Source organism: Mesorhizobium sp. 128a, from assembly GCF_053848025.1.
In genome coordinates this window covers 248,172-271,914 of sequence record NZ_JBSPKY010000005.1, presented here as the reverse complement: position 1 = coordinate 271,914, position 23,743 = coordinate 248,172, and the positions used below count along the sequence as shown (strand labels likewise).

At 63.2% G+C, this 23,743-nt stretch carries 25 protein-coding genes and 1 pseudogene; 12 read left to right on the top strand and 14 right to left on the bottom strand.

Features of this window, described 5'->3' with window-relative positions; all coding sequences use genetic code 11:
* The first annotated feature begins 23 nt into the window (after nt 1-23).
* Together ACWTU9_RS12185 and ACWTU9_RS12180 are read left to right on the top strand one after the other, a co-directional pair.
* Complete coding sequence (locus ACWTU9_RS12185; RefSeq protein WP_455858488.1) at nt 24-884, top strand: protein-L-isoaspartate O-methyltransferase family protein; 861 nt, start codon at nt 24-26, stop codon at nt 882-884.
* A gap of 119 nt (nt 885-1,003) precedes the next feature.
* Complete coding sequence (locus tag ACWTU9_RS12180) at nt 1,004-1,654, top strand: dihydrofolate reductase family protein (protein WP_455858487.1); 651 nt, start codon at nt 1,004-1,006, stop codon at nt 1,652-1,654.
* 182 nt (nt 1,655-1,836) lie between these two features.
* Here ACWTU9_RS12180 and ACWTU9_RS12175 read toward each other — a convergent pair whose 3' ends face one another.
* Nucleotides 1,837-2,706 carry a LysR family transcriptional regulator gene (locus tag ACWTU9_RS12175; protein ID WP_455858486.1) on the bottom strand — a complete coding sequence of 290 codons (870 nt, stop codon included), beginning with the start codon at nt 2,704-2,706 and terminating at the stop codon, nt 1,837-1,839.
* 96 nt (nt 2,707-2,802) lie between these two features.
* Here ACWTU9_RS12175 and ACWTU9_RS12170 point away from each other — a divergent pair, with 96 nt between their 5' ends.
* Nucleotides 2,803-3,402 carry a LysE family translocator gene (locus ACWTU9_RS12170; protein ID WP_455858485.1) on the top strand — a complete coding sequence of 200 codons (600 nt, stop codon included), beginning with the start codon at nt 2,803-2,805 and terminating at the stop codon, nt 3,400-3,402.
* A 188-nt stretch (nt 3,403-3,590) separates the two neighbouring features.
* On the opposite strand, the gene ACWTU9_RS12165 is transcribed toward ACWTU9_RS12170, so the two are convergent.
* Nucleotides 3,591-4,385, bottom strand: a complete 795-nt coding sequence (locus ACWTU9_RS12165) for an SDR family NAD(P)-dependent oxidoreductase (RefSeq protein ID WP_455858484.1) — start codon at nt 4,383-4,385, stop codon at nt 3,591-3,593.
* 177 nt (nt 4,386-4,562) lie between these two features.
* Here ACWTU9_RS12165 and ACWTU9_RS12160 point away from each other — a divergent pair, with 177 nt between their 5' ends.
* A complete protein-coding gene (locus tag ACWTU9_RS12160; RefSeq protein WP_455858483.1) occupies nt 4,563-5,027 on the top strand; it encodes a MarR family winged helix-turn-helix transcriptional regulator in 465 nt (154 codons plus the stop codon).
* A 112-nt stretch (nt 5,028-5,139) separates the two neighbouring features.
* On the opposite strand, the gene ACWTU9_RS12155 is transcribed toward ACWTU9_RS12160, so the two are convergent.
* Nucleotides 5,140-6,318 (bottom strand): MFS transporter, encoded by a 1,179-nt coding sequence (locus tag ACWTU9_RS12155; RefSeq protein WP_455858482.1) that lies wholly within the window; start codon nt 6,316-6,318, stop codon nt 5,140-5,142.
* Nucleotides 6,319-6,525: 207 nt separating this feature from the next.
* On the opposite strand from ACWTU9_RS12155, the gene ACWTU9_RS12150 reads away from it, so the two are divergent.
* On the top strand, nt 6,526-6,882 hold the full coding sequence (locus tag ACWTU9_RS12150; protein WP_455858481.1) for an ArsR/SmtB family transcription factor: 357 nt from the start codon (nt 6,526-6,528) through the stop codon (nt 6,880-6,882).
* Nucleotides 6,883-7,109: 227 nt separating this feature from the next.
* Here ACWTU9_RS12150 and ACWTU9_RS12145 read toward each other — a convergent pair whose 3' ends face one another.
* Nucleotides 7,110-7,769, bottom strand: a complete 660-nt coding sequence (locus ACWTU9_RS12145) for a methyltransferase family protein (protein WP_455858480.1) — start codon at nt 7,767-7,769, stop codon at nt 7,110-7,112.
* Nucleotides 7,770-7,907: 138 nt separating this feature from the next.
* Between ACWTU9_RS12145 and ACWTU9_RS12140 the strand changes: the two are divergent.
* Nucleotides 7,908-8,018 (top strand): annotated as a pseudogene (locus ACWTU9_RS12140) (IS5/IS1182 family transposase); the annotation flags it as partial.
* Between the two features lie 105 nt (nt 8,019-8,123).
* Here the strand turns inward: ACWTU9_RS12140 and ACWTU9_RS12135 are convergent.
* Nucleotides 8,124-8,594: a nucleoside deaminase gene (locus ACWTU9_RS12135; protein ID WP_454576961.1), complete on the bottom strand. Its 471-nt coding sequence runs from the start codon at nt 8,592-8,594 to the stop codon at nt 8,124-8,126.
* Between the two features lie 204 nt (nt 8,595-8,798).
* On the opposite strand from ACWTU9_RS12135, the gene ACWTU9_RS12130 reads away from it, so the two are divergent.
* The 3 genes from ACWTU9_RS12130 (at nt 8,799) to carB (ending at nt 14,362) form a co-directional block, all read left to right on the top strand.
* Entirely contained in the window at nt 8,799-9,569 is a 771-nt protein-coding gene (locus ACWTU9_RS12130) for a metallophosphoesterase family protein (protein WP_455858479.1), read from the top strand.
* A 150-nt stretch (nt 9,570-9,719) separates the two neighbouring features.
* Nucleotides 9,720-10,496, top strand: coding sequence for an SH3 domain-containing protein (locus tag ACWTU9_RS12125; protein WP_455858478.1), 777 nt, complete (start codon nt 9,720-9,722; stop codon nt 10,494-10,496).
* A 362-nt stretch (nt 10,497-10,858) separates the two neighbouring features.
* The gene (gene carB / locus ACWTU9_RS12120) at nt 10,859-14,362 is read left to right on the top strand and encodes a carbamoyl-phosphate synthase large subunit (protein ID WP_455858477.1); all 3,504 of its coding nucleotides are present in this window, start codon (nt 10,859-10,861) and stop codon (nt 14,360-14,362) included.
* 104 nt (nt 14,363-14,466) lie between these two features.
* On the opposite strand, the gene ACWTU9_RS12115 is transcribed toward carB, so the two are convergent.
* The 6 genes from ACWTU9_RS12115 to ACWTU9_RS12090 form a co-directional block, all read right to left on the bottom strand.
* Nucleotides 14,467-15,507 (bottom strand): branched-chain amino acid ABC transporter substrate-binding protein, encoded by a 1,041-nt coding sequence (locus ACWTU9_RS12115; RefSeq protein ID WP_455858476.1) that lies wholly within the window; start codon nt 15,505-15,507, stop codon nt 14,467-14,469.
* Nucleotides 15,508-15,735: 228 nt separating this feature from the next.
* The gene (locus tag ACWTU9_RS12110; RefSeq protein WP_455858475.1) at nt 15,736-16,128 is read right to left on the bottom strand and encodes a RidA family protein; all 393 of its coding nucleotides are present in this window, start codon (nt 16,126-16,128) and stop codon (nt 15,736-15,738) included.
* Between the two features lie 214 nt (nt 16,129-16,342).
* Nucleotides 16,343-16,807 carry a cupin domain-containing protein gene (locus ACWTU9_RS12105; protein WP_455858474.1) on the bottom strand — a complete coding sequence of 155 codons (465 nt, stop codon included), beginning with the start codon at nt 16,805-16,807 and terminating at the stop codon, nt 16,343-16,345.
* A gap of 313 nt (nt 16,808-17,120) precedes the next feature.
* Nucleotides 17,121-17,666 carry a DUF4142 domain-containing protein gene (locus ACWTU9_RS12100; protein WP_455858473.1) on the bottom strand — a complete coding sequence of 182 codons (546 nt, stop codon included), beginning with the start codon at nt 17,664-17,666 and terminating at the stop codon, nt 17,121-17,123.
* A gap of 124 nt (nt 17,667-17,790) precedes the next feature.
* Nucleotides 17,791-18,744 (bottom strand): YihY/virulence factor BrkB family protein, encoded by a 954-nt coding sequence (locus tag ACWTU9_RS12095; RefSeq protein ID WP_455858472.1) that lies wholly within the window; start codon nt 18,742-18,744, stop codon nt 17,791-17,793.
* A gap of 198 nt (nt 18,745-18,942) precedes the next feature.
* Entirely contained in the window at nt 18,943-19,686 is a 744-nt protein-coding gene (locus ACWTU9_RS12090) for a DUF899 family protein (protein WP_455858471.1), read from the bottom strand.
* A gap of 160 nt (nt 19,687-19,846) precedes the next feature.
* On the opposite strand from ACWTU9_RS12090, the gene ACWTU9_RS12085 reads away from it, so the two are divergent.
* Nucleotides 19,847-20,191 carry a hypothetical protein gene (locus ACWTU9_RS12085; RefSeq protein ID WP_455858470.1) on the top strand — a complete coding sequence of 115 codons (345 nt, stop codon included), beginning with the start codon at nt 19,847-19,849 and terminating at the stop codon, nt 20,189-20,191.
* A gap of 200 nt (nt 20,192-20,391) precedes the next feature.
* Here the strand turns inward: ACWTU9_RS12085 and ACWTU9_RS12080 are convergent, their stop codons facing one another.
* Nucleotides 20,392-20,877, bottom strand: coding sequence for a GNAT family N-acetyltransferase (locus ACWTU9_RS12080; protein WP_455858469.1), 486 nt, complete (start codon nt 20,875-20,877; stop codon nt 20,392-20,394).
* Nucleotides 20,878-20,882: 5 nt separating this feature from the next.
* Nucleotides 20,883-21,818, bottom strand: coding sequence for a transglycosylase SLT domain-containing protein (locus ACWTU9_RS12075; RefSeq protein ID WP_455858468.1), 936 nt, complete (start codon nt 21,816-21,818; stop codon nt 20,883-20,885).
* 178 nt (nt 21,819-21,996) lie between these two features.
* Between ACWTU9_RS12075 and ACWTU9_RS12070 the strand changes: the two genes are divergently transcribed.
* Entirely contained in the window at nt 21,997-22,578 is a 582-nt protein-coding gene (locus ACWTU9_RS12070) for a methylated-DNA--[protein]-cysteine S-methyltransferase (RefSeq protein WP_455858467.1), read from the top strand.
* A gap of 101 nt (nt 22,579-22,679) precedes the next feature.
* On the opposite strand, the gene ACWTU9_RS12065 is transcribed toward ACWTU9_RS12070, so the two are convergent.
* Nucleotides 22,680-23,018: a hypothetical protein gene (locus tag ACWTU9_RS12065; RefSeq protein ID WP_455858466.1), complete on the bottom strand. Its 339-nt coding sequence runs from the start codon at nt 23,016-23,018 to the stop codon at nt 22,680-22,682.
* A 286-nt stretch (nt 23,019-23,304) separates the two neighbouring features.
* Between ACWTU9_RS12065 and ACWTU9_RS12060 the strand changes: the two genes are divergently transcribed.
* A complete protein-coding gene (locus ACWTU9_RS12060) occupies nt 23,305-23,517 on the top strand; it encodes a cold-shock protein (RefSeq protein WP_015316174.1) in 213 nt (70 codons plus the stop codon).
* The last annotated feature ends 226 nt before the right edge of the window (nt 23,518-23,743 follow it).

The following is a 23,743-nucleotide window of genomic DNA, read 5'->3' as shown; positions in this document are numbered from 1 at the left end:
TTCGCGCTATCTTGTAGCGCATCATGACAAGTGTGGAAGACGCCAGGAAATTCTATGCACAGCTGATGGCCGCAAATGCCGGCTCGGCCGATTCGCGCCTCGAACAGGCGTTCGCCACAGTGCCGCGCGAGGCCTTTCTCGGTCCCGGACCTTGGACGATCGTGGCCGGCAGGGCGCTGATCACCGGCAACGGCAGGATCGTGACGCCGAGCGCCGATCCGGTTCACATCTATCAGGATGTGCTGGTGGCGCTCGATGCCGACAAGGGCATCAACAATGGCGAGCCTTCCCTGCACGCCATGTGGATCGGCAGGATCGCCCCCAGACCGGGTGAGGCCGTCACCCATGCCGGTGCCGGCACCGGCTACTACACCGCCTTGCTGGCGCGGCTGGTTTCGCCGGGCCCTGTGACTGCCTTCGAACTGGAAGCCGATCTTGCGGCCAGAGCGACAAAGAACCTCGAACCCTACCGCAATGCCAGAGTCATCCACGGCGATGCCGTCACAGGCGATCTGCCGCCTTCCGACATCATCTACGTCAATGCCGGTGTCGTGGCGCCGCCGGTTGCCTGGCTACGGGCGCTCAAGCCCGGCGGCCGCATGATCTTTCCCTGGCGCCCCTCCCAGAGTGTCGGCCTTGCCGTAATGGTAACCCGCACCGACAAGGGCTTTGCCTGCGACCCGTTCATGCGCTCCTGGTTCATCCCTTGCGTTGGCGCCTCGGTTGCCAGCTCCGGGGCGAAAATCCCCGACCTCCAGCAAGCGGCCCGCAGCCGCTCGATCTGGCTGGCGGCTGACAGGACGCCCGACCGGACCGCCACCGCTGTCATCGGCGATGTCTGGTTTTCGTCACAGGCTCCTGGCAGCGGGCGAAAGCGGCAATAGGTATCCTTCACCGGGCGGCGGCGGATTTCTTGCCGTTACCTGTCGGAAGGCCACCTGCCCGTCCGTCCTTGGATCGAAATCCGGCCCTGACGGCGCGGATCACCAAAAGGAGAAGCCCAATGAGGAAGATCATCGCCGCCACCTTCGTCAGCCTCGACGGCATCATGCAGGCTCCAGGCGGGCCGGAAGAGGATCCAGTTGGCGGCTTCGAGTTCGGCGGCTGGACCTTCCACTACTTTGACGAAGTGGCAGGCGTGGCAATGGAGGAACTCTTCTCCAAACCCTTCGCCCTGCTGCTCGGCCGCAGAACCTACGACATCTTCGCGGCGTACTGGCCGTATCAGAAAGATCCGATCGGAGATGCCTTCAACCCTGCGACCAAATATGTGGCGACGCATCGGCCGGACTCGCTTACCTGGGAGAACACGCAATGGCTTGGGGAAGATATCATCGCGGCGTTGCGCCGCCTCAGCCAGGAGGATGGACCTGACCTGCTCATCCAGGGTTCGGGCGAACTGATCCAGACCTTGCTGGCCAACGGGCTGATCGACGAAATCCGGCTGATGACGTTCCCGCTGCTGCTGGGCAAGGGCAAGCGGCTGTTCGGCGACAGTGCGATGCCGGCCGCCTTCAGGCTCGTCAAGTCGCAGGCCACCACCACTGGCGTCATCATGGCGACCTACGAACGATCAGGCGAGATCAAGGTCGGGTCGTTTGTCACGCAAGAACCGTCCGAAGCCGAGCTCGAGCGGCGCAAGAACTGGAAGTAGGAGTGGCTCTTTCTCCCCGTCACTATACGGGGAGAAATACCCGGCAGGGCAATGAGGGGCAGCGCTGACCTCGCCAATTGGACGAAACGTCTGTGGATCAGAAAACGGATCGGTTCGCGCCGCCCCTCATCCGCCTGCCGGCACCTTCTCCCCGTATAGTGACGGGGAGAAGGAGCGCACGTTCAAGCCGCCATCGCCCGCCGCCCCAGTCCATCCCTGATAAACCGCGCGAATTCCTGCGCGGCAGGCGCCGCGCCAAACCCTGGCAGATGCAGGTTGATCGAGAAATTCGGCAGCGGTGGCAGCCCGGCATCGAAAGGCAGAATATCTAGGTCGGCCGGCACGGTGGAGGCCAGCCACGTGGTGACGGCGAGATCGGAGCGCACCGTCGCGGTCGTGGCGTCGATGTTGCCGTTTTCGAACACGGTGCGCCACTCCAGACCATGCTCGTTCAGCGCCGACAGCACCACCGGGCGGAAGGCGCAGGTGTCGGCGACAATTGACACCGGCAGCGGCCGCTTGGCGCGGGCAACGCCGCCCTTGGCGCCAACCCAGACCAGCCGGTCGATGGCAAGGCATTCACCGGCCGACGGGCCGACCGGCTCCTCGATAAGGGCTAGATCGATGGTGCCGGCGGCAAGTGCGGCGGCAAGATCCGGCGAGGCAGCGCAGAGCAGCGATATCTCGACCCGTGGATAGGCTTCCGAATAGGCCTTCAGCACCGGCGCCAGCAAGGTGCCGACGAGGTCGTAGGGCACGCCGAGCCGCGCCTGGCCGGCAACCTCCGTGCCCGCCATCTCGGCCCAGATCTCGTCATTGAGGCCGAGCAGCCGCTTTGCCTTGCCGAACAGCCGCTCGCCAGGCCGCGTCAGCCGCAAGCCGCGCCGGTCGCGCTCGAACAGGCTGCAGCCCAGCGCCTCCTCCAGCCGCTTGACCTGCTGGCTGACGGCGCCTTGCGTCAGGTGCAGCGCGTTCGCTGCCGCGGTCATGCTGGCCTTGTCGGCGACGGTGACGAAGGTGCGGATCAGAGCCATGTCGAGGTTTCGGATCATGCATAGCATTATATTCGCTAATGCGAGGCATCGCAAACATTGCATTTACTGAAGCAGGCGGAAGTCTACCATAAGGCCCTCGACGAAGGACGCCCCATGCTCCAGACCATCCTGCCGCTCATCCTGTTTGCCTTCGTGGCCACCGCCACCCCGGGCATCGCCACAACTCTGTCCACCGCTTCGGGCGCGCAGTTCGGCTTTCGCCGCTCCGTGCCGCTGATGGCCGGCAGTGCCGCCGGCCTTGCCACGGTAACGGGTGCCGCCGCCGCCGGGCTCGCCGGCCTGCTGCTGGCCATGCCATCGCTGCAACTGGCGATGAAGATCATCGGCTCGGCCTATCTTGTGTGGCTGGCGATCAAGATCGGCCGCGCCGGGCCGCCCAATCTCGATGTCACGATGGCCAAGCCCAACAGTTTCTTCGGCGGCGCCGGCATTCAGTGGACGAACCCGAAGGGCTGGGCGATGGGCTTGGGTGCCGCGGCCTCGTTCGCGGCCCTTGCCGACGGACCGGGGCAGCTCGCGCTGCTGCTCGGCTCTACCTTCGGCCTCACCGCGGCCATCTCGCTGTCCATCTGGTGCGTGGCCGGCATGGTGCTGGCACGGCTGCTCAAGACCGAATGGCAGTGGCGCGCGCTCAACATCGTGTTGGCGCTGGTGCTCGCAGCGTCGATCATTCCGATGTGGCGGGGGGCTTAGCTCTAGTTCCTCGCCCCCATGGAATGGGGGAGAGGTGGCACGGCGAAGCCGAGACGGAGAGGGGGACTGGCGCGACGACGGTGACCAGACTCCATTAGGCATTCGCCCTAGGAAGGCCCCCTCTCCGTCCGCTTCGCGGCCACCTCTCCCCCGCTTTGCGGGGGGTGAGGAACCCGGGTTCTGTCAGCTCAAGCCGCGTAGCGGGCGGCCGGCTTGTCGGCATGCAGGCTGCCGTAGAAGGCCTGCCTTGCGCCGAGGAAGGTGTCGAGCTTGCCCGCATCGGCGAGCGCCGGCACGGTGACGGCTTCGCCCCTGGCGAGACCGACAAGCGCGGCATCGACCATATCGTCGGCGGTCATGATGATTTCCTTCGGCAACTGGTCGATATCGCTGCCGGCAAGCTCCCAGAAATCGGTGCGGGTCGCGCCCGGCAGTACCGCCTGCACCTTCACATTGGTGCCGGCGACTTCGCGGTGCAGCCCCTCAGTGAAGTTGACGACATAGGCCTTGGTGCCGCTGTAGATGCCGCCGAACGAGGTCTCATAGGCGAGCACGGAGGCGATGTTGACGATGGCGCCGCGGTTGCGCGCCAAAAGCCCCGGCAGCACGGCGCGGGTCAGGCGGGTCAAGGCGATGACATTGACCTTGATCATGCGCTCGGCCTCGTCGGCGTCGGCGGTCGCCACCACGGCTTGGCCGCCGATGCCGGCATTGTTGACCAGCAGCGTGACGCTATCGTCGGCTGCTATCGCCTGCTCGACGCGGCGCACATCATCGTCGTCGGCGAGATCGGCGGATATCACGCTGACCTTGCGCTTATAGGCATAACGCAGCTTTTCAGCCAGTTCCTCGAGCCGGTCGGCGCGCCGCGCAACCAGCACCAGATCATAGCCCTGCCCTGCCAGCCGGTCGGCATAGACCGCGCCGATGCCTGCCGATGCGCCGGTGATCACTGCGGTTCCCTTGTTGTCCTGTCCACTCATTGTCGTGTTCCTTTTTTAGCTTTCCGGCGAGATTGGATGTCCCTCGCCGCCTGATTTCCAATTGGTGGCATATGCCACTATCGGGGAAGTAGGTATATGCCACTATCTTGTCAACGGTGGCGCCAGAAACTATTTCTGCGGCAGGCCGGCAGGCGCTTTTGCCGGGAAGGAATGGTGATGAACAAGACTGCGATGCCGGGATTCAGCCCTTGCAACAACGCCACGCTGCGGCGCGCCGCGCGCAAGCTCAGCCGCTTCTATGACGATGTGATCGCGCCTTCGGGCCTGAAGGGCACACAATACGGCTTGCTGTACCAGATCCATGTCGGCAGCGAGCCGGCGATGGGTACGATTGCAGAAGAGATGGTCATGGATCTGTCGGCGCTCGGCCACACGCTGAAGCCATTGATCCGTGACGGCTATGTCGAAACCTTCGCCGACAAGGGCGATCGCCGCATCAAGCGGGTGCGGCTGACAAGCCAGGGCCTCGCCAAGCTCGAGGAGGCGACGAAATTGTGGAGCATTGCCCAGCAGCGTTTCGAGGACATGGTCGGCGAGCAACGGGCGGCCGACCTGCGTGCCATGCTGGATGAAGTCGCCGCACTGGATTACGAAACGCCGCCGGCCACCCCTTCAAGCTGAAAGAGCGGCCGGCAATCAGATCTGGAAAAGCAATTCCAGGAAAAGTGTGCAGCGGTTTTCCCAGGAAAAGCGCGCAGCGCTTTCCCTTGGGAATTGCGTCAAACCAGTAAGTCTACTCCGCCGGCACGGCGACCGCCCGGCCGGCCCAGCGGCCGGCCAGCACCACGCCAAGCCCGATCAGCGGGAAGATGGCGGCGACCAGGCCGAGATCGGCCGGCACGCCGTAGCGCAGCACGGCACCGCCGACCACTGCACCCAGCGCCACGCCGAGGTAGAGCGCCGAGGCGTTGAGCGACAGAACGATGGGGGCCGCGTCGGGCGCCAGCTTGATGATGCGGCTGGCCTGCGCCGGCGGGAATGCCCAGCCGACCATACCCCACGGCACCATCATGGCCATCAGCACCGGCCCGGCGAGATGCTGCGGCAGGAAGGTCGGGACGACCGAGAGCATGACCAGCATGGCCGCGCTCAGCGCCAGCGACCAACCGACGGTGCGCGTCGCGCCGAACCGGTCGGCCGCCTGGCCGCCGGCTATGTTGCCGATGACGGCGCCGACGCCGAAGGCGAGCAGCATGCCGGGCAGCGCCAGCGGGCTCAGGCCGCCGCTCTGGATGGCCAGCGGTGCGATATAGGAAAACACGGAGAAGGCGCCGATCAGGGCCAGCGCCGTGGTCAAAAGGATCGGCATGACGCCGGGGCGCAACGCCGCGGCCAGCCGCCGCTTGAGCGGCAGCCTGGTGCCGACAATGCCGCGCGGCAGCCGGTACCACAGGATGGCGCCGACCAGCGCGCCGAGCCCGGCGATGGCAAAGAACGTGCCGCGCCAGCCGGCAAAGGCAGCGACCAGCGCACCGAGCGGCGCGCCGAGCGCAACCGCCACCGTGGTGCCGCCGACGACGACAGCAATGGCGCGGGCGCGGTGATGGTCATCGACCAGCGCCACCGCCGTGCCTTGCGCGGTTGCAGCAAACAGGCCGGACGACAGCGCCATGATGATGCGGGCGATCAGCAGCAGTTCGAAGGACGAGCTGACCGCGGCAGCAATATTACCAATGACGAAGAAGGCCAGCGTCCACAGGATGACCCGGCGCCGGTCCCATTCGCCGGTCAGCGTCGCCAGGATCGGCGTGCCGATCGCATAGGCGAGCGCGAAGGCGGTGATCAGCGTGCCGGCGAGCGGAATCGAAATGCCGGCGTCGCCGGCAATGTCAGGCAGCAGGCTGGAAATGACGAAGCCTTCGGTCGAGATCGTGAACGATCCGAGCGCAAGCCAGAAGAGGCGCTTGTCCATGGGGAGGTCCCTTAGTTCAAAAGTTATTGAACAATTGGACATAACAGGGCATGATGTCAATGAAGCCAGGTAAAAATAGCTGAAGCCTGCTGACAGCCCTGTGTCAGGACAGCCGGTGAGCCTGGTCGCGAAACGGAGAAACACTGTGTATGCCCCGCAAAGGATGAACGCGTTGAAATCGCCACCGACTGTGCTTAGGTTCGGGCCATGACCTTGCCGCATCCCAATACAGACCAGATCAGCCTGCCGATCGTGCTTGCCGTGCTTGGCGACCCGACCAGGCTCGCCATCGTGCGCTATCTCGCCAGCAAGGAAGGCGTGGCGCTGAACTGCAGCCAGTTCCTCGACTTCGGCTCGAAGACCAATCTCAGCTATCACCTTGCCAAACTGCGCGAAGCCGGCGTCACCCGCGCCGAAGTGGTCGGCACCAACCGGATGATTACACTGCGCCGCGCCGATCTCGACGCCCGCTTCCCCGGCCTGCTCGACAGCATCATCGCCGCGGCCGGAGACGATCCTGCCCTTCCCGCGGTCGGTGGCCACAACATCGAAGTGCCGGCCTAGGGTCAGGACCTATTAATCTGGCATCAACTGCCAAGAGTCATCGCTTTCGGAATAGGCCACGAACGGCAACTTCCCGCCATTATGAGCTTTGGACCAAGGTCTCAAAAGCGCCAACTTCAGAAATCGGAACCAAAACGTGAGCCCAAGGGACCACGGCAAAAATTTGCTGCATTGACAGGCCGCGACCACCTTCGAAGCACGCTTCCGCTTCCTAAGGAGGTTTGGCCTCACCAAATACCCGGGAGAAGCCGCCATCGGACCCGCGCTGCGTAATCCGAATAGCCCGCAAGCTCCGCGCGAAGAATTCGGTCCTCCGTGATGGTGCGGTAGGCCAGAAACGGCAGGCTGAAGAGCACAACAAGCGCAGCCGCAAGCCACGATCCGAGCGCGGGTCCGCTTGCCGCTATGATCAGAAATCCAGCGGCGTAGCCAGGGTGGCGGACGAAGGCATAAGGCCCCGTGCTGACGACGTCCTGGCCGCGGTCGGCCTGGATGCGGATGACTGAGGAGAAAAAACGGTTCACACGCATAGCCCATAGTGCCAGGGCGTAGCCGGCCGCGACCGTGAACAGGCAAACGCCCTGAAGCCAATCGGGCACGTTGTCGCTCCAATGGAATCGGCCACGGTCAAGCCCGGCAACGATCCAGTGCATGAACAGAACGAGCGAGAAGACCCTCAACGAGAGCGGCGGCTTCTTGCCACCCGGCCGCATACGTTCGCGCAGGAGGTCCGGATCGAGCGCCGCGAACGAAACGATCATGACGACAGCGAAGATTGCGAGATAGGCCCAAAAGCCTGGGACAGCGATCGTGCCGGCCGCTGCGAACAATGCGGCAGCCGCGGCGACTACAAACAAACCTGCCTTGAAGTAAGCCGAGACGGGCATCCGCTACCTTAGCACCTCAAAGGAGAAGCGACGTCCAGTTTACCCCGATGTCTGGCTTGGGCCAACAGGGACGCTGGCATTTGCCATTTGCGGCGTCCTCGACGGATTGATCCAATGGTTGCGCAAGGAGGCGCTGCCATGAGTAATTTGATGCTGTTGCCTGAGACGCAGATGCGCCGCATTAAGCCATACTTTCCATTGTCGCACGGCATGGACGACCGCCGGATCATCAGTGGTGTTGTCTTCGTTATTCCCTAGGGAATTGCGTTAAATCAAAGAGATAGAGCGCGTTTTTGCCGTTTCCGTGAAACGGTGAAAAGCTCTAGCCCGGATCCAAAGTAAAATTCCGTCGATCTAGCGCTGCCAAAAACCGATATGCGGGGCGAGAAGCTCCTCGTCCATCTCGGGGAAAGGACCGTGGACCTCGACCGGCTTCTGCCCGGAGCCAAGCACTGTGCGCGACGACAGGCTCATCGTCGGATTCTCGGCATGGTCGCCAGTCAGCGCGAGAAGCTTGGTCTCCTCGTAGCCATAGACCAGCCGGCCGATATTGGCCCAGTAGAGCGTTCCTGTGCACATCGCACAGGGCTCGCCGGTTGTGACGAGCGTGCAGGACCACAGGAATTCCGGCGGATAGGCGTCCGCGGCACGCCGGGAGAGTTCGGTCTCGGCGTGGCGCACGGTGTTGATGTTGCCCTGCCGCATCAGGATACGATCGTCGGGACCGACGAGCACACAGCCGAAAGGATGATGCCCGTGCGCGGCAGTCTCGCGCGCGACATCATTGGCGGCGCGGAGGTGGGCAACCATCTGGTCGCGGGTCATCGCCTGGTCCTTCCGAGGCTGTCTTGAGCGGATATTCCCCCCAGACGAACTCTGGACGGCGTCGACGCTAGCAGACGGAGTGCTTCTGCGATAGCCAAAGCCTCCCGGCTGTCGCGAACGATCTCAAGGGCTTGATAAAAGGCAGGAGCTTGATAACGAAGGCGGGCCGCAAGCCCCGACGGGCTGCACCAAGGAGCCCGCCGCATGCGCATTGCCGTTCTCGCCGACATCCATGGCAATGTGCTGGCGCTGGAAGCCGTGCTCGCCGATCTCAAGCGGCGCGGCGGTACCGATCTCACCATCAATCTCGGCGATTGCGTCTCCGGCCCGCTGTGGCCGCGCGAGACGTTCGAGCGGCTGGAAGCGCTCGACCTGCCGACCGTGCGCGGCAACCATGACCGCCGCGTCGCCGTTGATCCCGCCGACGACACGATGTGGGCCTCCGACCGCTACGCGCAGGAACGGCTGACGGGGGCGCAGCGCGAGGCCCTGTTCGCCCTGCCCTTCACGCTGGAGATCATTCCCGGCGTGGTCGCCTTCCATGCCCGGCCCGACCATGACGAGAAATATCTGCTCGACGCGATCGTCGATGGCCATCTGGTGCGCGCGCCGCTTGCCGCCATTCAGCGGCGGCTGAAGGGGCTCGCCTGCCGCATCGTGCTGTGCGGACACAGCCACCGCGCGGAGCTGATCCGCATCCCCGGCGGCCCCGTTCTCTTCAACCCCGGCAGCGTCGGCTGCCCCGCCTATGACGATGACACGCCGCCGGCGCATGTTTCGGAGCAGGGCAGCCCGCATGCGCGCTACGGCATCGTCACCCTGGATGACGAAGGGCCGGACCGTTTCGAGACTATCGCCGTCGACTACGACCACGAAGCGGCGGCCATTCAGGCAGAACAGGCGGGCCGGCCGGAATGGGCGCATGCGCTCAGAACCGGCTTTATGCCGAAACCCTCTTGGCAAGGCTCCGCTTGAACGGCACAGCCGTGCCTGCCTCCGCCCTCCCGGCACCAAAGATCGGACGCATTTTCGGACTTACATGGCGGCGCATCGTCCCCTATAAAACCGCCTCCGCATGCGGCTGAACATACCGCGGCAAAGGTACAGAGTATCAGTGCACGGCCAATGATGAGGCGCATCGTTACGCTCCGAACAAGTTTGCATGCGCTGATTGCCGCTCCGCTGCTGATGGCGGCATGGCTAGCCGTTGTCCCGGCCCACGCGGAAGATACGCCCTTCATCTCCATCGTTACGGGACTTGCCCCCGACGATCTGCTCAACATCCGCGCCGAGCCCTCGCCGATGGGCAAGACCGAGGCGCGGGTCGCTGCAGGTGCCAGCGTGCGCAACCTCGGCTGCAACGACATTGACGGACATCCCTGGTGCAAGATTGTTTCAGACAATCCCAAAGTCAGCGGCTGGGCGCCGGCGCGCTATCTGGTGCCCCTCAATCCGGCGACGGTGCCCGACCAGGCGGCGGACGCCGTGGCCACCGAAACCGGTGCGACCCCCGATGCACCCGACCTGACCGCTCGGCTGGGTAGCGCGAGCCAGCCGGCCAGCACCGAAACCATGCCGAAGTCCGCGGCGGAGATCGCCATGCAGGATGCCTATGGCCTAGCGCTGGCGGCGAATGAAACCCTGGAAATTCCCTGCGCCCGCTATGTCGGCCAACCGATGATGCAGTGCCAGATAAACGTCGCCCATACCGGCGGCGACAGCGCGGTGACCGTGACCTGGCCGGATGGCGGAACGCGCATCATCAGCTTTCACGGCGGCCTGCCTGTCGGCTCGGACTCTCCCGACGAATTCCGCTTCACCCGCGAGGGCAGCTTGAACATGATCCGCATCGGCGCCTCAGAACGCTTCGAGATTATCGACGCCGTGGCGACCGGAGGTTAGCTTGAGCCTCGAACGCCGGCGGGACAGCACCCCCTCTGTCCTGCCGGACATCTCCCCCGCAAGGGGGGAGATCAGCAGCTTCGATTTAACGGCTTCCCTTGAACGTTCAGGATTGGCGAAACCAATCGCGACACCCAATCTCCCCCCTGGTGGGGGAGACGTCCGGCAGGACAGAGGGGGGCGCGACGGAATGAGGCGCTTGTTGCTGAGAGCCCCACAATCCCTCATTTTCGGGGTTACATCTCCCAAAACTCTTCCCTATAAGGCCCTCCTAGCCTGATACCAGAATCGCAAGCACAACCGGCCGGGTCTTCCCGTCCCGGTTTTTCGTGCAAGCCGCTCGCCGAACGGAACTCACAACGATGCCAAGACGCACCGACATCAAGTCGATCCTGATCATCGGGGCCGGCCCCATCGTCATCGGCCAGGCCTGCGAGTTCGACTATTCCGGCACCCAGGCCTGCAAGGCGCTGAAGGAAGAGGGGTTCCGCGTCATCCTGGTCAATTCCAATCCGGCCACCATCATGACCGACCCGGAACTGGCCGACGCCACCTATATCGAGCCGATCACGCCTGAAGTCGTTGCCAAGATCATCGCCAAGGAGCGGCCCGACGCGCTGTTGCCGACCATGGGCGGCCAGACCGCGCTCAACACCGCTTTGTCGCTGCGCCGCATGGGCGTGCTCGACCGCTACAATGTCGAGATGATCGGCGCCGACGCCACGGCAATCGACAAGGCCGAGGACCGCGCTTTGTTTCGCGAGGCGATGAAGAAGATCGGGCTCGAAACGCCGAAGTCGATGCTGGCCAACGCCACCGACGTCAAGAACACCGACCGCAAGATGCATGAGGCCGAGCGCGCCGCACTCAAGGCAGAGAAGCCTGCCGATCTCGACGCCGCGCTCGATGCGCTGGAAACCCGCTGGAACCTCGGCGAAGGCGACCGCAAGCAGCGCTACATCAGCCACGGCATGGCGATCGCCGCCCAGGCGCTCGACCATGTCGGCCTGCCCGCCATCATCCGCCCCTCCTTCACCATGGGCGGCACCGGCGGCGGCATCGCCTACAACCGCGCCGAATTCTACGACATCGTCCAGTCCGGCCTCGACGCCTCGCCGACCACCGAAGTGCTGATCGAGGAAAGCGTGCTCGGCTGGAAGGAATATGAGATGGAGGTCGTCCGCGACAAGGCGGACAATTGCATCATCGTCTGCTCTATCGAGAACATCGACCCGATGGGCGTGCACACCGGCGATTCCATCACGGTCGCTCCGGCGCTGACGCTGACCGACAAGGAATACCAGATGATGCGCAACGCCTCGATCGCGGTGCTGCGCGAGATCGGCGTCGAGACCGGCGGCTCGAATGTGCAGTTCGCCGTCAACCCGGCCGACGGCCGGCTGGTGGTGATCGAGATGAACCCGCGCGTCTCGCGCTCTTCCGCTCTCGCCTCCAAGGCGACCGGCTTCCCTATCGCCAAGATCGCCGCGAAACTCGCCGTCGGCTACACGCTGGACGAGCTGGAGAACGACATCACCGGCGGCGCCACGCCCGCCTCGTTCGAGCCGAGCATCGACTACGTCGTCACCAAGATCCCGCGCTTTGCCTTCGAGAAATTCCCCGGTGCCGAGCCGGTGCTGACCACCGCCATGAAGTCGGTCGGCGAGGTGATGGCCATCGGCCGCACTTTTCAGGAGTCTCTGCAGAAGGCTTTGCGTGGACTGGAGACCGGCCTGACCGGTCTCGACGAGATCGAAATCCCCGGCCTTGGTCATGGCACTGCGCCCGCCAGCCACGTCGACGACCGCAACGCCATCCGCGCCGCTTTGGGCACGCCGACGCCCGACCGCCTGCGCATGGTGGCACAGGCGATCCGCATGGGCACCTCGCTGGAAGACGTGCATGCCATGTGCAAGATCGACCCGTGGTTCCTCGAACAGATCGCCGGCATTCTCGCCATGGAAGCCCGCATCCGCGAGCACGGCATTCCGCAGGACGCCGTCAATCTACGCACGCTGAAGGCGATGGGCTTCTCCGACGCCCGCCTCGCGTCGCTGACGAAGACCGACGCCGAAGTGATTCAGAAGACTCGCGAAAAGCTCGACGTTCATCCGGTTTATAAGCGCATCGACACTTGCGCCGCCGAGTTCGCTTCGCCCACCGCCTACATGTATTCGACGTACGAAGTGCCCTTCGCCGGCGCGCTCGCCAATGAGGCGCAGGTCTCGGCGCGCAAGAAGGTCGTCATCCTCGGCGGCGGTCCCAACCGCATCGGCCAGGGCATCGAGTTCGACTATTGCTGCTGCCATGCCGCCTTCGCGCTGCGCGACGCCGGCTATGAAGCGATCATGATCAACTGCAATCCTGAGACGGTCTCGACCGACTACGACACCTCCGACCGGCTCTATTTCGAGCCGCTGACGGCGGAAGACGTGCTGGAGATCCTGCGCGCCGAACAGGCGTCGGGCGAACTGGTCGGCGTCATCGTCCAGTTCGGCGGCCAGACGCCGCTGAAGCTCGCCGACGCGCTGGAGAAGGCCGGCATCCCGATCCTGGGCACATCGCCCGACATGATCGATCTCGCCGAAGATCGCGACCGCTTCCAGAAGCTGCTGCACAAGCTGAACCTGACCCAGCCGAAGAACGGCATCGCCTATTCGGTCGAGCAGGCCCGCCTCGTCGCCGGTGAGCTCGGCTTCCCGCTGGTCGTGCGCCCCTCCTACGTGCTCGGCGGCCGCGCCATGCAGATCATCCATGACGAGGGCATGCTGCAGACCTACCTGCTCGACACCGTGCCCGGCCTGGTGCCGGAGGACATCAAGCAGAAATACCCCAACGACAAGACCGGCCAGATCAACACGCTGCTGGGCAAGAACCCGCTGCTGTTCGACACCTATCTCTCCGGCGCCATCGAGGTCGATGTCGACTGCCTCTGCGACGGCACGGCGACCTTTGTCTCAGGCATTCTGGAACACATCGAGGAAGCCGGCATCCATTCGGGCGACTCGGCCTGCTCGCTGCCGGTGCACGCACTTCCGTCCGACCTCGTCGACGAGCTTGAGCGCCAGACGGCGGCGCTTGCCCGCGCGCTCAATGTCGGCGGACTGATGAACGTACAGTATGCGATCAAGGACGGCACGGTCTATGTGCTGGAGGTCAACCCGCGGGCATCGCGCACCGTGCCCTTCGTCGCCAAGACCATCGGTCGTCCCATCGCGAAAATCGCTGCCCGCATCATGGCCGGCGAAAAACTGGAAGACGCCTTCGCCCATTACGGCGCCATGCCCGACCCGCGCAATCCCGGCCACATCGCAGTCAAGGAAGCCGTCTTCCCCTTCGCCCGCTTCCCCGGCGTCGACATATTGCTCGGCCCGGAAATGCGCTCGACCGGCGAGGTCATGGGCCTCGACCGCGACTTCGCGCTGGCCTTCGCCAAGAGCCAGTTAGGGGCCGGCGTCGACCTGCCGCGCTCCGGCACGCTGTTCGTCTCGGTGCGCGACGAGGACAAGAAAGGCATATTGCCGGCGGTCAAGCGCCTCGCCGGCCAGGGCTTCAAAGTGCTGGCGACCTCAGGCACGCAGCGCTTCCTCGCCGAAAACGGCGTGGTCGCCGAAAAGATCAACAAGGTGCTGGAGGGACGCCCCCACATCGAAGACGCCATCCGCAACCGCCAGGTCCAGATCGTCTTCAACACCACGGATGGCCAGAAGGCGGTGTCGGACTCGAAGTCGCTACGGCGGGCAACACTGATGCAGAAGGTGCCGTATTATACGACACTGTCGGGCGCTGCTGCGGTGGCGGAAGCGATCGCGGCGCTGAAGGCGGGGAGCCTGGAGGTGCGGCCGCTGCAGGAGTATTTTGCCTAGGCGATTAGCTCTCTTCTCCCCGTTTAACGGGGAGAAGGTGCCGGCAGGCGGATGAGGGGCAGCGTCAGCTCATAAGATTGGCCTATGCAGAGGCATAGGCGTCCCTATTTTGCCGGCTCCGTGATGAAATCGCCGTTGCTCTGCTTCCTCCAGACATACATGGCCGTGTCACGCTCGAGCCGATCCCCTTTGGCATCGAAAGCCAGGTCGCCCAGCACAGTTGGAATTGGCTGCCCGGACTTAATAGAAGCCGCTGCAGCCCGCGGCGCTTGGGCCCCAGCCATTTTGATGCCTTTGGCTATCACCTGAACCGCAGCATAAGACTTCAGCGTGTAGGCTTCGGGCTCAAAGCCGTGCGAACGAAAGCTCGCAACGACACTCGCTGCGGCTGGATTGATTCGGTCCTCGAGCGAAAAGACAAACAGGACGCCCTCCACCGCCGGCCCTGCTATCGTCTTCAGATCGTCGATGAAAGTTCCATCGCCGGAGATAAACTGAACGTTCAACCCGGCATCCTTGGTCTGGCGAATAAGCTGGCCAAAATCATCCGCGAGACCGGCGAAGAAGAGAACCTCTATCTTCGCCGCCTTCATTTTGCCGATGAGGCCCCCGAAATCGCCTTGCCCCTGCTTAATCTTGGCAGCCAGCACCTCACGGTGCTTCTTTGCTCGCAGTGCCTTCCCGGCCTTGTTCGCCAAACCATCGCCATAGGGCGTACCATCGCTCACGATAGCGAGGTTCCGGCCTGGAAAATGATCCGCCATATATTCAGCTGCAAACGTCCCTTGAACATCGTCGCGCCCTGATGTCCGAACAACGTTCCAAAGCTTGAATTCGGTGAGCGCGGGATTTGTCGATGCCGGACTGACCATCAACGTGTTGTTCTTCGCGTATACTCGCGAGGCGGGAATGGAAGTCCCTGAATTGTAGTGGCCGACAACGAAGCGAACTCTGTCTTCGGCCAGTTTTTTGGCAACGGCGATGGCGGTGGTTGGGTCGGCCTCATCGTCCAGGACGGTGAGCGCTATCTTACATCCCCCTACGCCGCCTTTGGCATTGATGTCGTCTGTTGCGAGTTGAGCACCACGGCGCATTTGCTCGCCCATGAGCGCCAAATGTCCCGTCATGGGGCCGACCACCGCCATGCGAATATCCGAGCATTCTGCGGCCGCCAACTGCGGAGTTGCTAGCGTTGTCAGGGCCAATAGTCCGAGCGCCAGTATTGTGAATATCCGAGACACTGCAGCCCGCAATTCACGCATCCCCGCCCCCAAAAGTATTTAAATAGTCCCGAGATTGGAGATCTAACACGCGCTTTCAGTAAATTGAAAGCCTCCGTTACTTCCTGACCGAGCGCTCCAACAACGCCCTCTTCACCCCACCGCCACGCACTCGATCTCGATATCAAACTCCATCGGCCAAGACGCCACAGGCACGAATGTCCGCGAGGGCGGGTTTTCCAGGAAATGCCGGGCATAGACGCGGTTGATCGCGTTGTAGAAGCCGGCATTGGCGGCGTAGATGCGCACCATCAGCACGTTCTCCAGCGAGCTTCCGGCCGCTTCGAGACAATGGCGCAGCGCCTTCAGCGACGCCTCAGTCTGCACCTCGATGTCGCCCTTGACGAGTTTGCCGGTCGTGAGATCGAGCGGCGGCATGCCGGAGACGAAGACCAGCCCGGCGCCCTTGGTCACCAGCGACAGCGGCACGCCAAGCGCACGCACCGCCGCCGACAACACCGGCACTTCGACGATTTCCTTGGTCATGGCGATCCTTCCTTGTTTGCGGGCGAGCTTATCGCGGCACTCGGGGAACGCCAGCGGCGTTCTTTCCTTCTCCCCTTGTGGGAGAAGGTGGACCGGCGCGCAGCGCCGAGACGGATGAGGGGTGTTCCAGCGGAGTGAGACGTCGGCTTTCCCTGGAACACCCCGTCGCCTTCGGCGACACCTTCTCCCACAAGAAGGGGAGAAGGAAAAAGGCTCACCCCTGCCCCGGATAAGGCGTGCCATCCTTGTGCAAAAACCGCCCGTCGGAACTCGGGCTCATCATGTCGATGTCGGAGCAGGTGATGACATCGTCGGGATTGCGCGAGCCGACTTCGAGATAGCGCGCCGTCACCGACGAGCGATTGATCATGTGGTGGCCGTTGCCGCTGTTCTTGGCGAAGGTCGCGCAGTCGCCGGCCCTGAGCAACGTCTCGCCGCCATCCTCGACCAGCACCAGTTCGCCTTCCAGCACATAGACGAGCTCGTCCTCATGGCTGTGCCAGTGGCGCTGGCTCGACCAGCCGCCGGGCGGCAATGTCATCAGGTTGACGCCGAAATCGCTCAGGCCGCCGGCATCACCGAGACGCTTGCGCGTACGGTCGGCGCAGGGCGCGTCGAAGGGCACGGGGTAGCCGGAGCCTTGGCGGACTGGAACGGATGCGAGATCGATCTTGGGCATGGGGTGCTCCCGAGGGTGATGCCGGCAGTGTAGTGCTTGGCCGGTGGAGGCACAGGGCCAGGTTTGGGTGTGGGGTTTGCCAGGGGCGAGCGATATCGGACTTGGCACCCTACGGCGCCCCCTCTGTCCTGCCGGACATCTCCCCCACTTGGGGGGAGATTGGCCGCTTTGGCGCCGGCTCTCTTCTTGCAACGTTGGAAATTGGCGAAGGTCGCAATGACAGCCAATCTCCCCCCTCGTGGGGGAGATGTCCGGCAGGACAGAGGGGCGCGCCGTAGAGCGCTGTGCTTGGTCCGTCCTGACTGTCGAATCCCTAATGCACCGCCCCCACATCCCTCAGATGCATCTCGTGCATGTTCAGCACCTCCAGCGTCTTCTTGGCGAACTCCTTCAGAGCCGGGTCGTCGCCGGATCGGGCATAGGTGGAAAACATCGCCACCGCCTGCTTGTGCGCCTCGGTCTGCAAGGTGATGTACTTGGCCTGGAAGGCCTCGCCATCCAGCGCCCTGAGCTGGTCGAGCATTGCCAGGTCTTTCGGCAGCAGCGGCGGGCCTTCGGGCTTGATGGATGCCGTGGTCTGGCTCCTTTCCAGCGCCGCCTCGAAATCCTGGCCGGCCTTTGTGTGGTCCTTCACCATCAGCGCGGCGAAATCGGCCACATCGGCCGCGACGCCCTTCTTCTCGGCCATCTGGCTGCTTTCGATCTCGAAGCGGTTGGCGCTTACAAGTGTTTTGGTGAAGGTGGCGGTGTCGACCTTGTTCTCCGACACCGCCGGCAAAGTGCCGACCGCCTGCTGGGCAAAGGCTGAAGGCGTTCCGGCCAGAAGGGCCAACATGGCAATGGCGAGATGCGGTTTCATCGAAACGCTCCGTGAAATTGTCCTCGCAGACCCAACGCAGCAGATGCGGGGAGGTTGCCAGCCGCGTCCCTTCTGCTCGCGCGGGAAAAGGGAAGCAGCCTTACGACTGCAGCGTGATCTCTTCCTACGGGCGACGAGGCCCCAGCAGAAGGGCTGTCATCGTTGCGCTCACGCACGCCACCGCCAGCAACGCAACGGCGCCCGAAGAGCTGGGCTTTCGACGAATTGAAACAAGGTTTTCTGAAGCGGGAGCATTTTGAACCAGCCCGTCCAGGTCGGACCTGCTTCCATGTCGAACGGAATAGGCGCGGGTCAACTCTGCACCGAGCAGAAAGATTTCTGATGAATAATAGACCCAGAGCAGTATGACGAGCAGCCCTCCGGCCGCACCATATGATGATGCGATCGCACTTGTGCCGATATACCAACCAATAAGCGACTTCCCCAAGGTGAACAGAGCGGCGGTCACGACAGCACCGATCCCGACATCCCGCCATTTCAAGGCGCGGTCCGGCAGGACCTTGTAGATCGCGGCAAACATCACGGAGATCAGGGAAAATGAAATCAGGGTGTTGATCGCGCTCAGAACAAATTCGCCGAACGGCAAATGAGCGCTGATCATGTTGCCCAGAGCAGAGATCGCCGCGCTCGCCACCAAAGATACCAGCAACATAAAGCCGAGAGCGGCGACCAGGCCGAGACTTGCCGCACGCGCGCGCAAGAGACGCGACAGCGAACTCCCTTTCGCTTCAACCTTCCATATTGCATTCAGGGCCTGCTGCATCTCTCCAAACACCGCGGAGGCGGTGACGAGCAAAGTCGCCACACCGATAATGGCCGCCAGGGTTCCCGATGATTTGCTGGATGCCCCTTCGAGCGCCGTTTGAAGGAGCGCCGCGCTTTCTGCACCCATCAGCCCCGATATCTGAGCAGACAAAGCCACCTGTGCTGCGTCATGACCAAATGCGATGCCAACTATCGCGACGACAATGATCAGAACCGGGGCCAGCGACGTGGCGGCATAAAAGGCCATCGCCGCGCCATGACTAAGGGCATTGTCGTTGACAAAGCCAACCACGCTTTCTCGCACCAAGTCCCATACGGTTTTAAGTGTGGGTCGCACTTCGAATCCGTGAGTGGGGTCGCAAACCGTCTCCTATCAATGCAGCGGATGTTCCGATGTTCCGGCCGACTTGAGCGAGAGCTTCACCAGCGACGTGAAGCGCAGGCCAAGGACACTGAAGTCGTGCGAAAGGACAGCAAGAGCGCGCCACCCTCAATGACAGCACGCCTCGCCATACTGCAGCTGCTCGTGCCAGTTCGGCCGGCCTTCCGGGGTAAAATCCATCAGGTTCCACAGGATCTCGCAGGTGCCGATGGAGCGCGGGTCCTGTCCCGGGTCGGTCGGCGCGAAGTCAAGCTCCGACGACCAGAAATGCCTGATGCCGTCACCATCCCTGTGAAACACCGAAAGCAGCGGAATCTGCGCGCCGTCGGCCGTCTCGGCATTATAGTCACGCTTGAAGCTGTTGCTGGCCGCCGACACCAGCGGCATGTTGCGCCAGCCGCGATCCCGGCCGAGCGTGACCAGATTTTCGAGTGCCGTCTTGGCCACGACGGCGAAGTTGAAGCCGGCCGCTTCCAGGTGGCCGACCGCGCCGTCGAACTGGTCGAGCAGCGCGGTGCAGGACGGGCACGGCTGGTCGGGCCGCGCGAGTTTCGCCGTGCCGCCACTGGTTGCCACGTCACGCGTCTCCTGCGGGTGGCGCGGAAACATCATCTGGTAGAGGATCAGCGAATCCTTGCCCGGCGCAAACAGTTCCGACAGTTTTATCCGCGCCGGCCTGCCCTCCGCGTCCAGCCCGTCGAAGACATAATCCTGCGGCACCAGCCCGCCTGGCGGCAAAGCACGGCGGGCAACCGCCACGGCCTCCATGGCGCGGCGCAATTCGATTTCCTTCTGCAGGAGTTTTTCGCGGGCAGTGCGATACTTCGCGGATTCGTTGGGGAAGCTGATCATGATCGTCTCCTTGGCCGTTGCGCCGGCGTCCCGGCTCGGATTGCTTTACGACCCAAGGACGAGCCAGCCCGAGCAGCTCCGACATTTTTGGTCCGGGAAATGGACCCATTTTGCCGTATTCTTCCTCTCAGCTGGATCTCTGGGGATCAGGGGAGCACATATGGGCGAGCAAAGCACCGAAGAGATCGACCTGCGTTGCCCGCAAGTGGTGGCCGACAATGCCGCCAAGGGGTTGCGACTGCGCAAGCAGTTCGGCCGCGGCGGCACCGAGATCGGCGTTGCCCGCGCCACCGAACTGAAGAACCGCGAAAAGCTGGCGCCCTCCACCATCCGCCGCGTGGTCAGCTATTTCGCCCGCCACGAAGTCGACAAGCGCGGCAGGAATTACGGCAATGAAGACAATCCGTCGGCCGGCTATATCGCCTGGCTATTGTGGGGCGGCGACGAGGGCCGCGCCTGGGCGCTCGAGCTCAAAAGGACGATCGGCAACGCTCCCGATATCTGAAGGCCAGTCGGAAACGACTGGCGGGCCCCAAACCCCCGCCTGGGACCCGCCAAGGAGTGGCTGAACACATGCCGGTGCAGCCTCTCCACATCAGCCAGTCGTCGATCCGCCATCGGTCGAAAGGCATGGATGGTAGGTAGCATCCGGTTGCAGCGGCCAATGTGAAGCAGTTCACAAATCGAAGGATTTCAACAGCCGCTTCAGCCTTCCCAAGGGACTTGGATCATGCCCAGCCGCTCGTAGAGCCTGAGCGCGGCGGCGTTCTCGACCGTGTTGGTCTTGAGGTCGACATGCGGCGCGCCTCGATCGCGAAAGGCATTGAAAGCCTGCCACATCAGCGCCTCGCCAATGCCTTTGCCGCGCGCCTCGGGGTGAACGGCGAGGTCCTTGACGAAGGCCCTCGTCCAGCACAGCGCTGCCGCCGCCAGCCGTCCCTTGGCGTCGATGACCAGGAAACACAGCGCCGGGTCGAATTCGGCATCGCCTGAAATGCGCGGCCACCATTCGTCGAACGGTCCGTCGGTGCCGTCGTCGAACACCTCGGCCAAGAGCGCATGCAAGGGCTGTGCGTCGCCATGTTCGAAGCAGCGCATGGCAAAGCCGTCCGGCCAATGCGGTGCAACGATTGTCTCGTCGAGGATCTTGCGCAGCCGGACGTTTGGAGCCGGCGGGCGCGGTTCAGGCATTGCGCTCAGGCGTCGGGCTGCAGCCGGCGCCGCTTGCGGTCGACACCGAGGCCGGTCGCCTCGAGCAGGCCTTTGCGCTTGGCATCGAAATAGTAGCCGGACTGGTAGAGCCAATCGGCCTTCTTGGCGTTGCCGTCGGCACACAGCCAGGCTCCGCGCAGATATTTGACCGCATATTTCAGATTGGTCTCGGCATCGAACAGGCCCTTGGCCGGGCCGTCATAGCCCATGCCGCGCGCCGTCGCGTGCTTGATCTGCATCAGCCCCCAATGGCCGTTATTGTATGCCTTGGGGTTGTAGGTGCTTTCGCGGTTGACGACATGGCGCACCAGATCGACCGGCACCTCATAGAGCGCGGCGTATTTCTGGATCAGCTGATCGATGTCACCGCGCATGCCGGTCGCATGCTCTTCTGCTGGCGCGGAGCTGAGCGGGCCGGCAGGGAACTGCACCAGGGCTGCCGGATTCTGCGGCCCGACATAGGCCACCTGCTGCACGCCGGGCAAGGTTTTCTCGCCGCCCTTGGCGGTTGCCGGCATGACAAGACCGGCGGTCGTATATGTCTCAGCCGTGACGGACTGTCCGGCCTTGGCGGGCGCAGGCGCCTGCCAGGCGCTGGCGGCCATCACCGCAGGCATGGCCGGCGCCGCGGGCGTCGCGCCGGCAAAGGCCGCGGTCGCGGCAGCAGGCTGCGCGGCGGCATCGAGCGCTGGTGTAGCAGGTGTCACTTCGGCTGCCTGGACGGGCGCTATGCCCGAGGGTTGCGGCAGCACCGAAACCGCGTCGGGCAGGGGTACGGTGAAGCCGGCATCGCTGCCCACGGCGGTCGCGGTTTCGGTCAGCGCAGGCGTAGCCTTCATCTGCGAAGTCGATTGGCAGCCGCTGAGTGCAGCGGCACCGACGATCACGCAGATCGCAATAAGGTTTAATTTTGCTGGCAAGCCGCGCGGGTCCGGTTTGTCGGGTTGTTAAGAAGTCCTTACACCAGCGATTCCTGGTGGGCAATCGGGGCCATCTGTTGGTTTTCGGGTGGCGAGAGCGAGGTCCAGATGCCATATTGTTCTGCATATGTACCGGTCGGTATGCCGGTTTTCGCTACTTTGCGGAAAGGAGTGCATCATGGAAACGACATCTTCGATCACAGCCGGTCACGCAGTGTTAGAAACAGTGATCGGCTTCATGGGCATCGCCTGGAGCGAAAAGGGCCTGATCCGGCTCTGCCTGCCCGAAAAGAGCCGTGAGGCGGTAGAGCGCCGGCTGATGCGGCATGCCGGTGTTTCAGGCAATACGACCGCCAACATTGGGCAGCCGCAATGGGTCGTCGAGTTGATCGCCTCGATCAAGGCCTATGCCTCAGGCGAGGACGTCGATTTCTCCGGTGTGCCGGTCGATTTGGACGGCGTCGACGACTTCCGCCTCGCCATCTACGACGCGGCGCGAAAGCTCGGCTATGGCGAAACAACCACCTATGGCGAACTGGCCAAACGCGCCGGCCAGCCCGGCCTGCCGCGCGAAACCGGCGCCGCGCTTGGCGCCAACCCCGTACCACTGGTCATCCCCTGCCACCGCATTCTGGCCGCGGGCGGCAAGATCGGCGGCTTCTCGGCGCCCGGCGGCTCGGCCACCAAGGAAAAGATGCTGGCCATGGAAGGCGTGCGCGTCGGCCCGCCGCCGCCGGCGCAGGTCTCGTTCGGGTTCTGAAATTCAGAACCCCACGCGATCTGATGCATGTCGCCCAAAAGTGTGCAGCGGTTTTGGGAGAACGACATGCATCAAAACAAAAGTCTGAAGCGCGACGCGCTTTAATGCCGGCGCAGGAACCGCCGGTGGAAATGATCGTTCTCGATCCGCTTGCACAAATAGACCGGGCAGGAATCCGCGTCGGCGCTCGGCACGTAGGCGCGTTTCCTGACCTCGCCGATGTTGCAGAACTGCTGGCTCTGCACATAGCGGTCGAAGAGTGGCAGCCCCGGCACACGTTTCGACTGGTAGCGCAGGATCACCGCGCCCTGGCGGGCGATCGTGCCCTGCACCCTGTCGCAACTCATACGGGTGGGATCGTAGCGCGAGATCGCCTGCGCTTCGGCGGCCGCCAGCGTCAGGCAGACAGCCAGCAGAATGGTTTTCCCGACGGTTTTCATGCTTGCCTCCCAAAACCGGACTAACGCCGTGGGGCGCTCCGATCTTCCCGATTGCTCAACGCTTTCATGCGATTGAGGCGGCCTTTGGGCGGCGCCACGATGGCGCCTTTTTTCGAGCCGTCTTGTTTTTGGTGCAAAACCTGCCTATATCAGTTCCATTGATATTTCGGCCGATCGATCCGGGCCTCGCGATCTTCGCGTTTGCTGACGTCTATCTCCAAAATCTCGATACACACCGGCTGAACCTCGGTTCGGTCAAACCAAAGCAAATGCGAGGACTATTCATATGGCAACTGGTACGGTCAAGTGGTTCAATGCCACCAAGGGCTTCGGCTTCATTCAGCCTGATTCGGGCGGCGCGGACGTTTTCGTCCACATCTCCGCTGTCGAGCGCGCTGGACTGTCGACCCTGGTCGAAGGCCAGAAGATCAACTTCGAGATCGAGCAGGACCGCCGCACAGGCAAGTCGTCCGCTGGTTCTCTGAGCAAGGCAGCCTGATTTTGCGATAGCGCGCGCCGGACGAGAGTTCGGGGCGCGCGGCAAGTCACGGATGTACTGACAGTCGCGCGAGAAGCGCGCTGGAGTGGAAAGACCCGACAAGCTGGATCAGCAGATAGCTGCCAGCCCGGACTTAAAGCTCCCGATCAGGCTACCGAAAATGGGAAGGCGGGATTTATCCCGCCTTTTTGTTTGTCTGGGGTTCAGCGTCCTTCTCCCCGTTGAA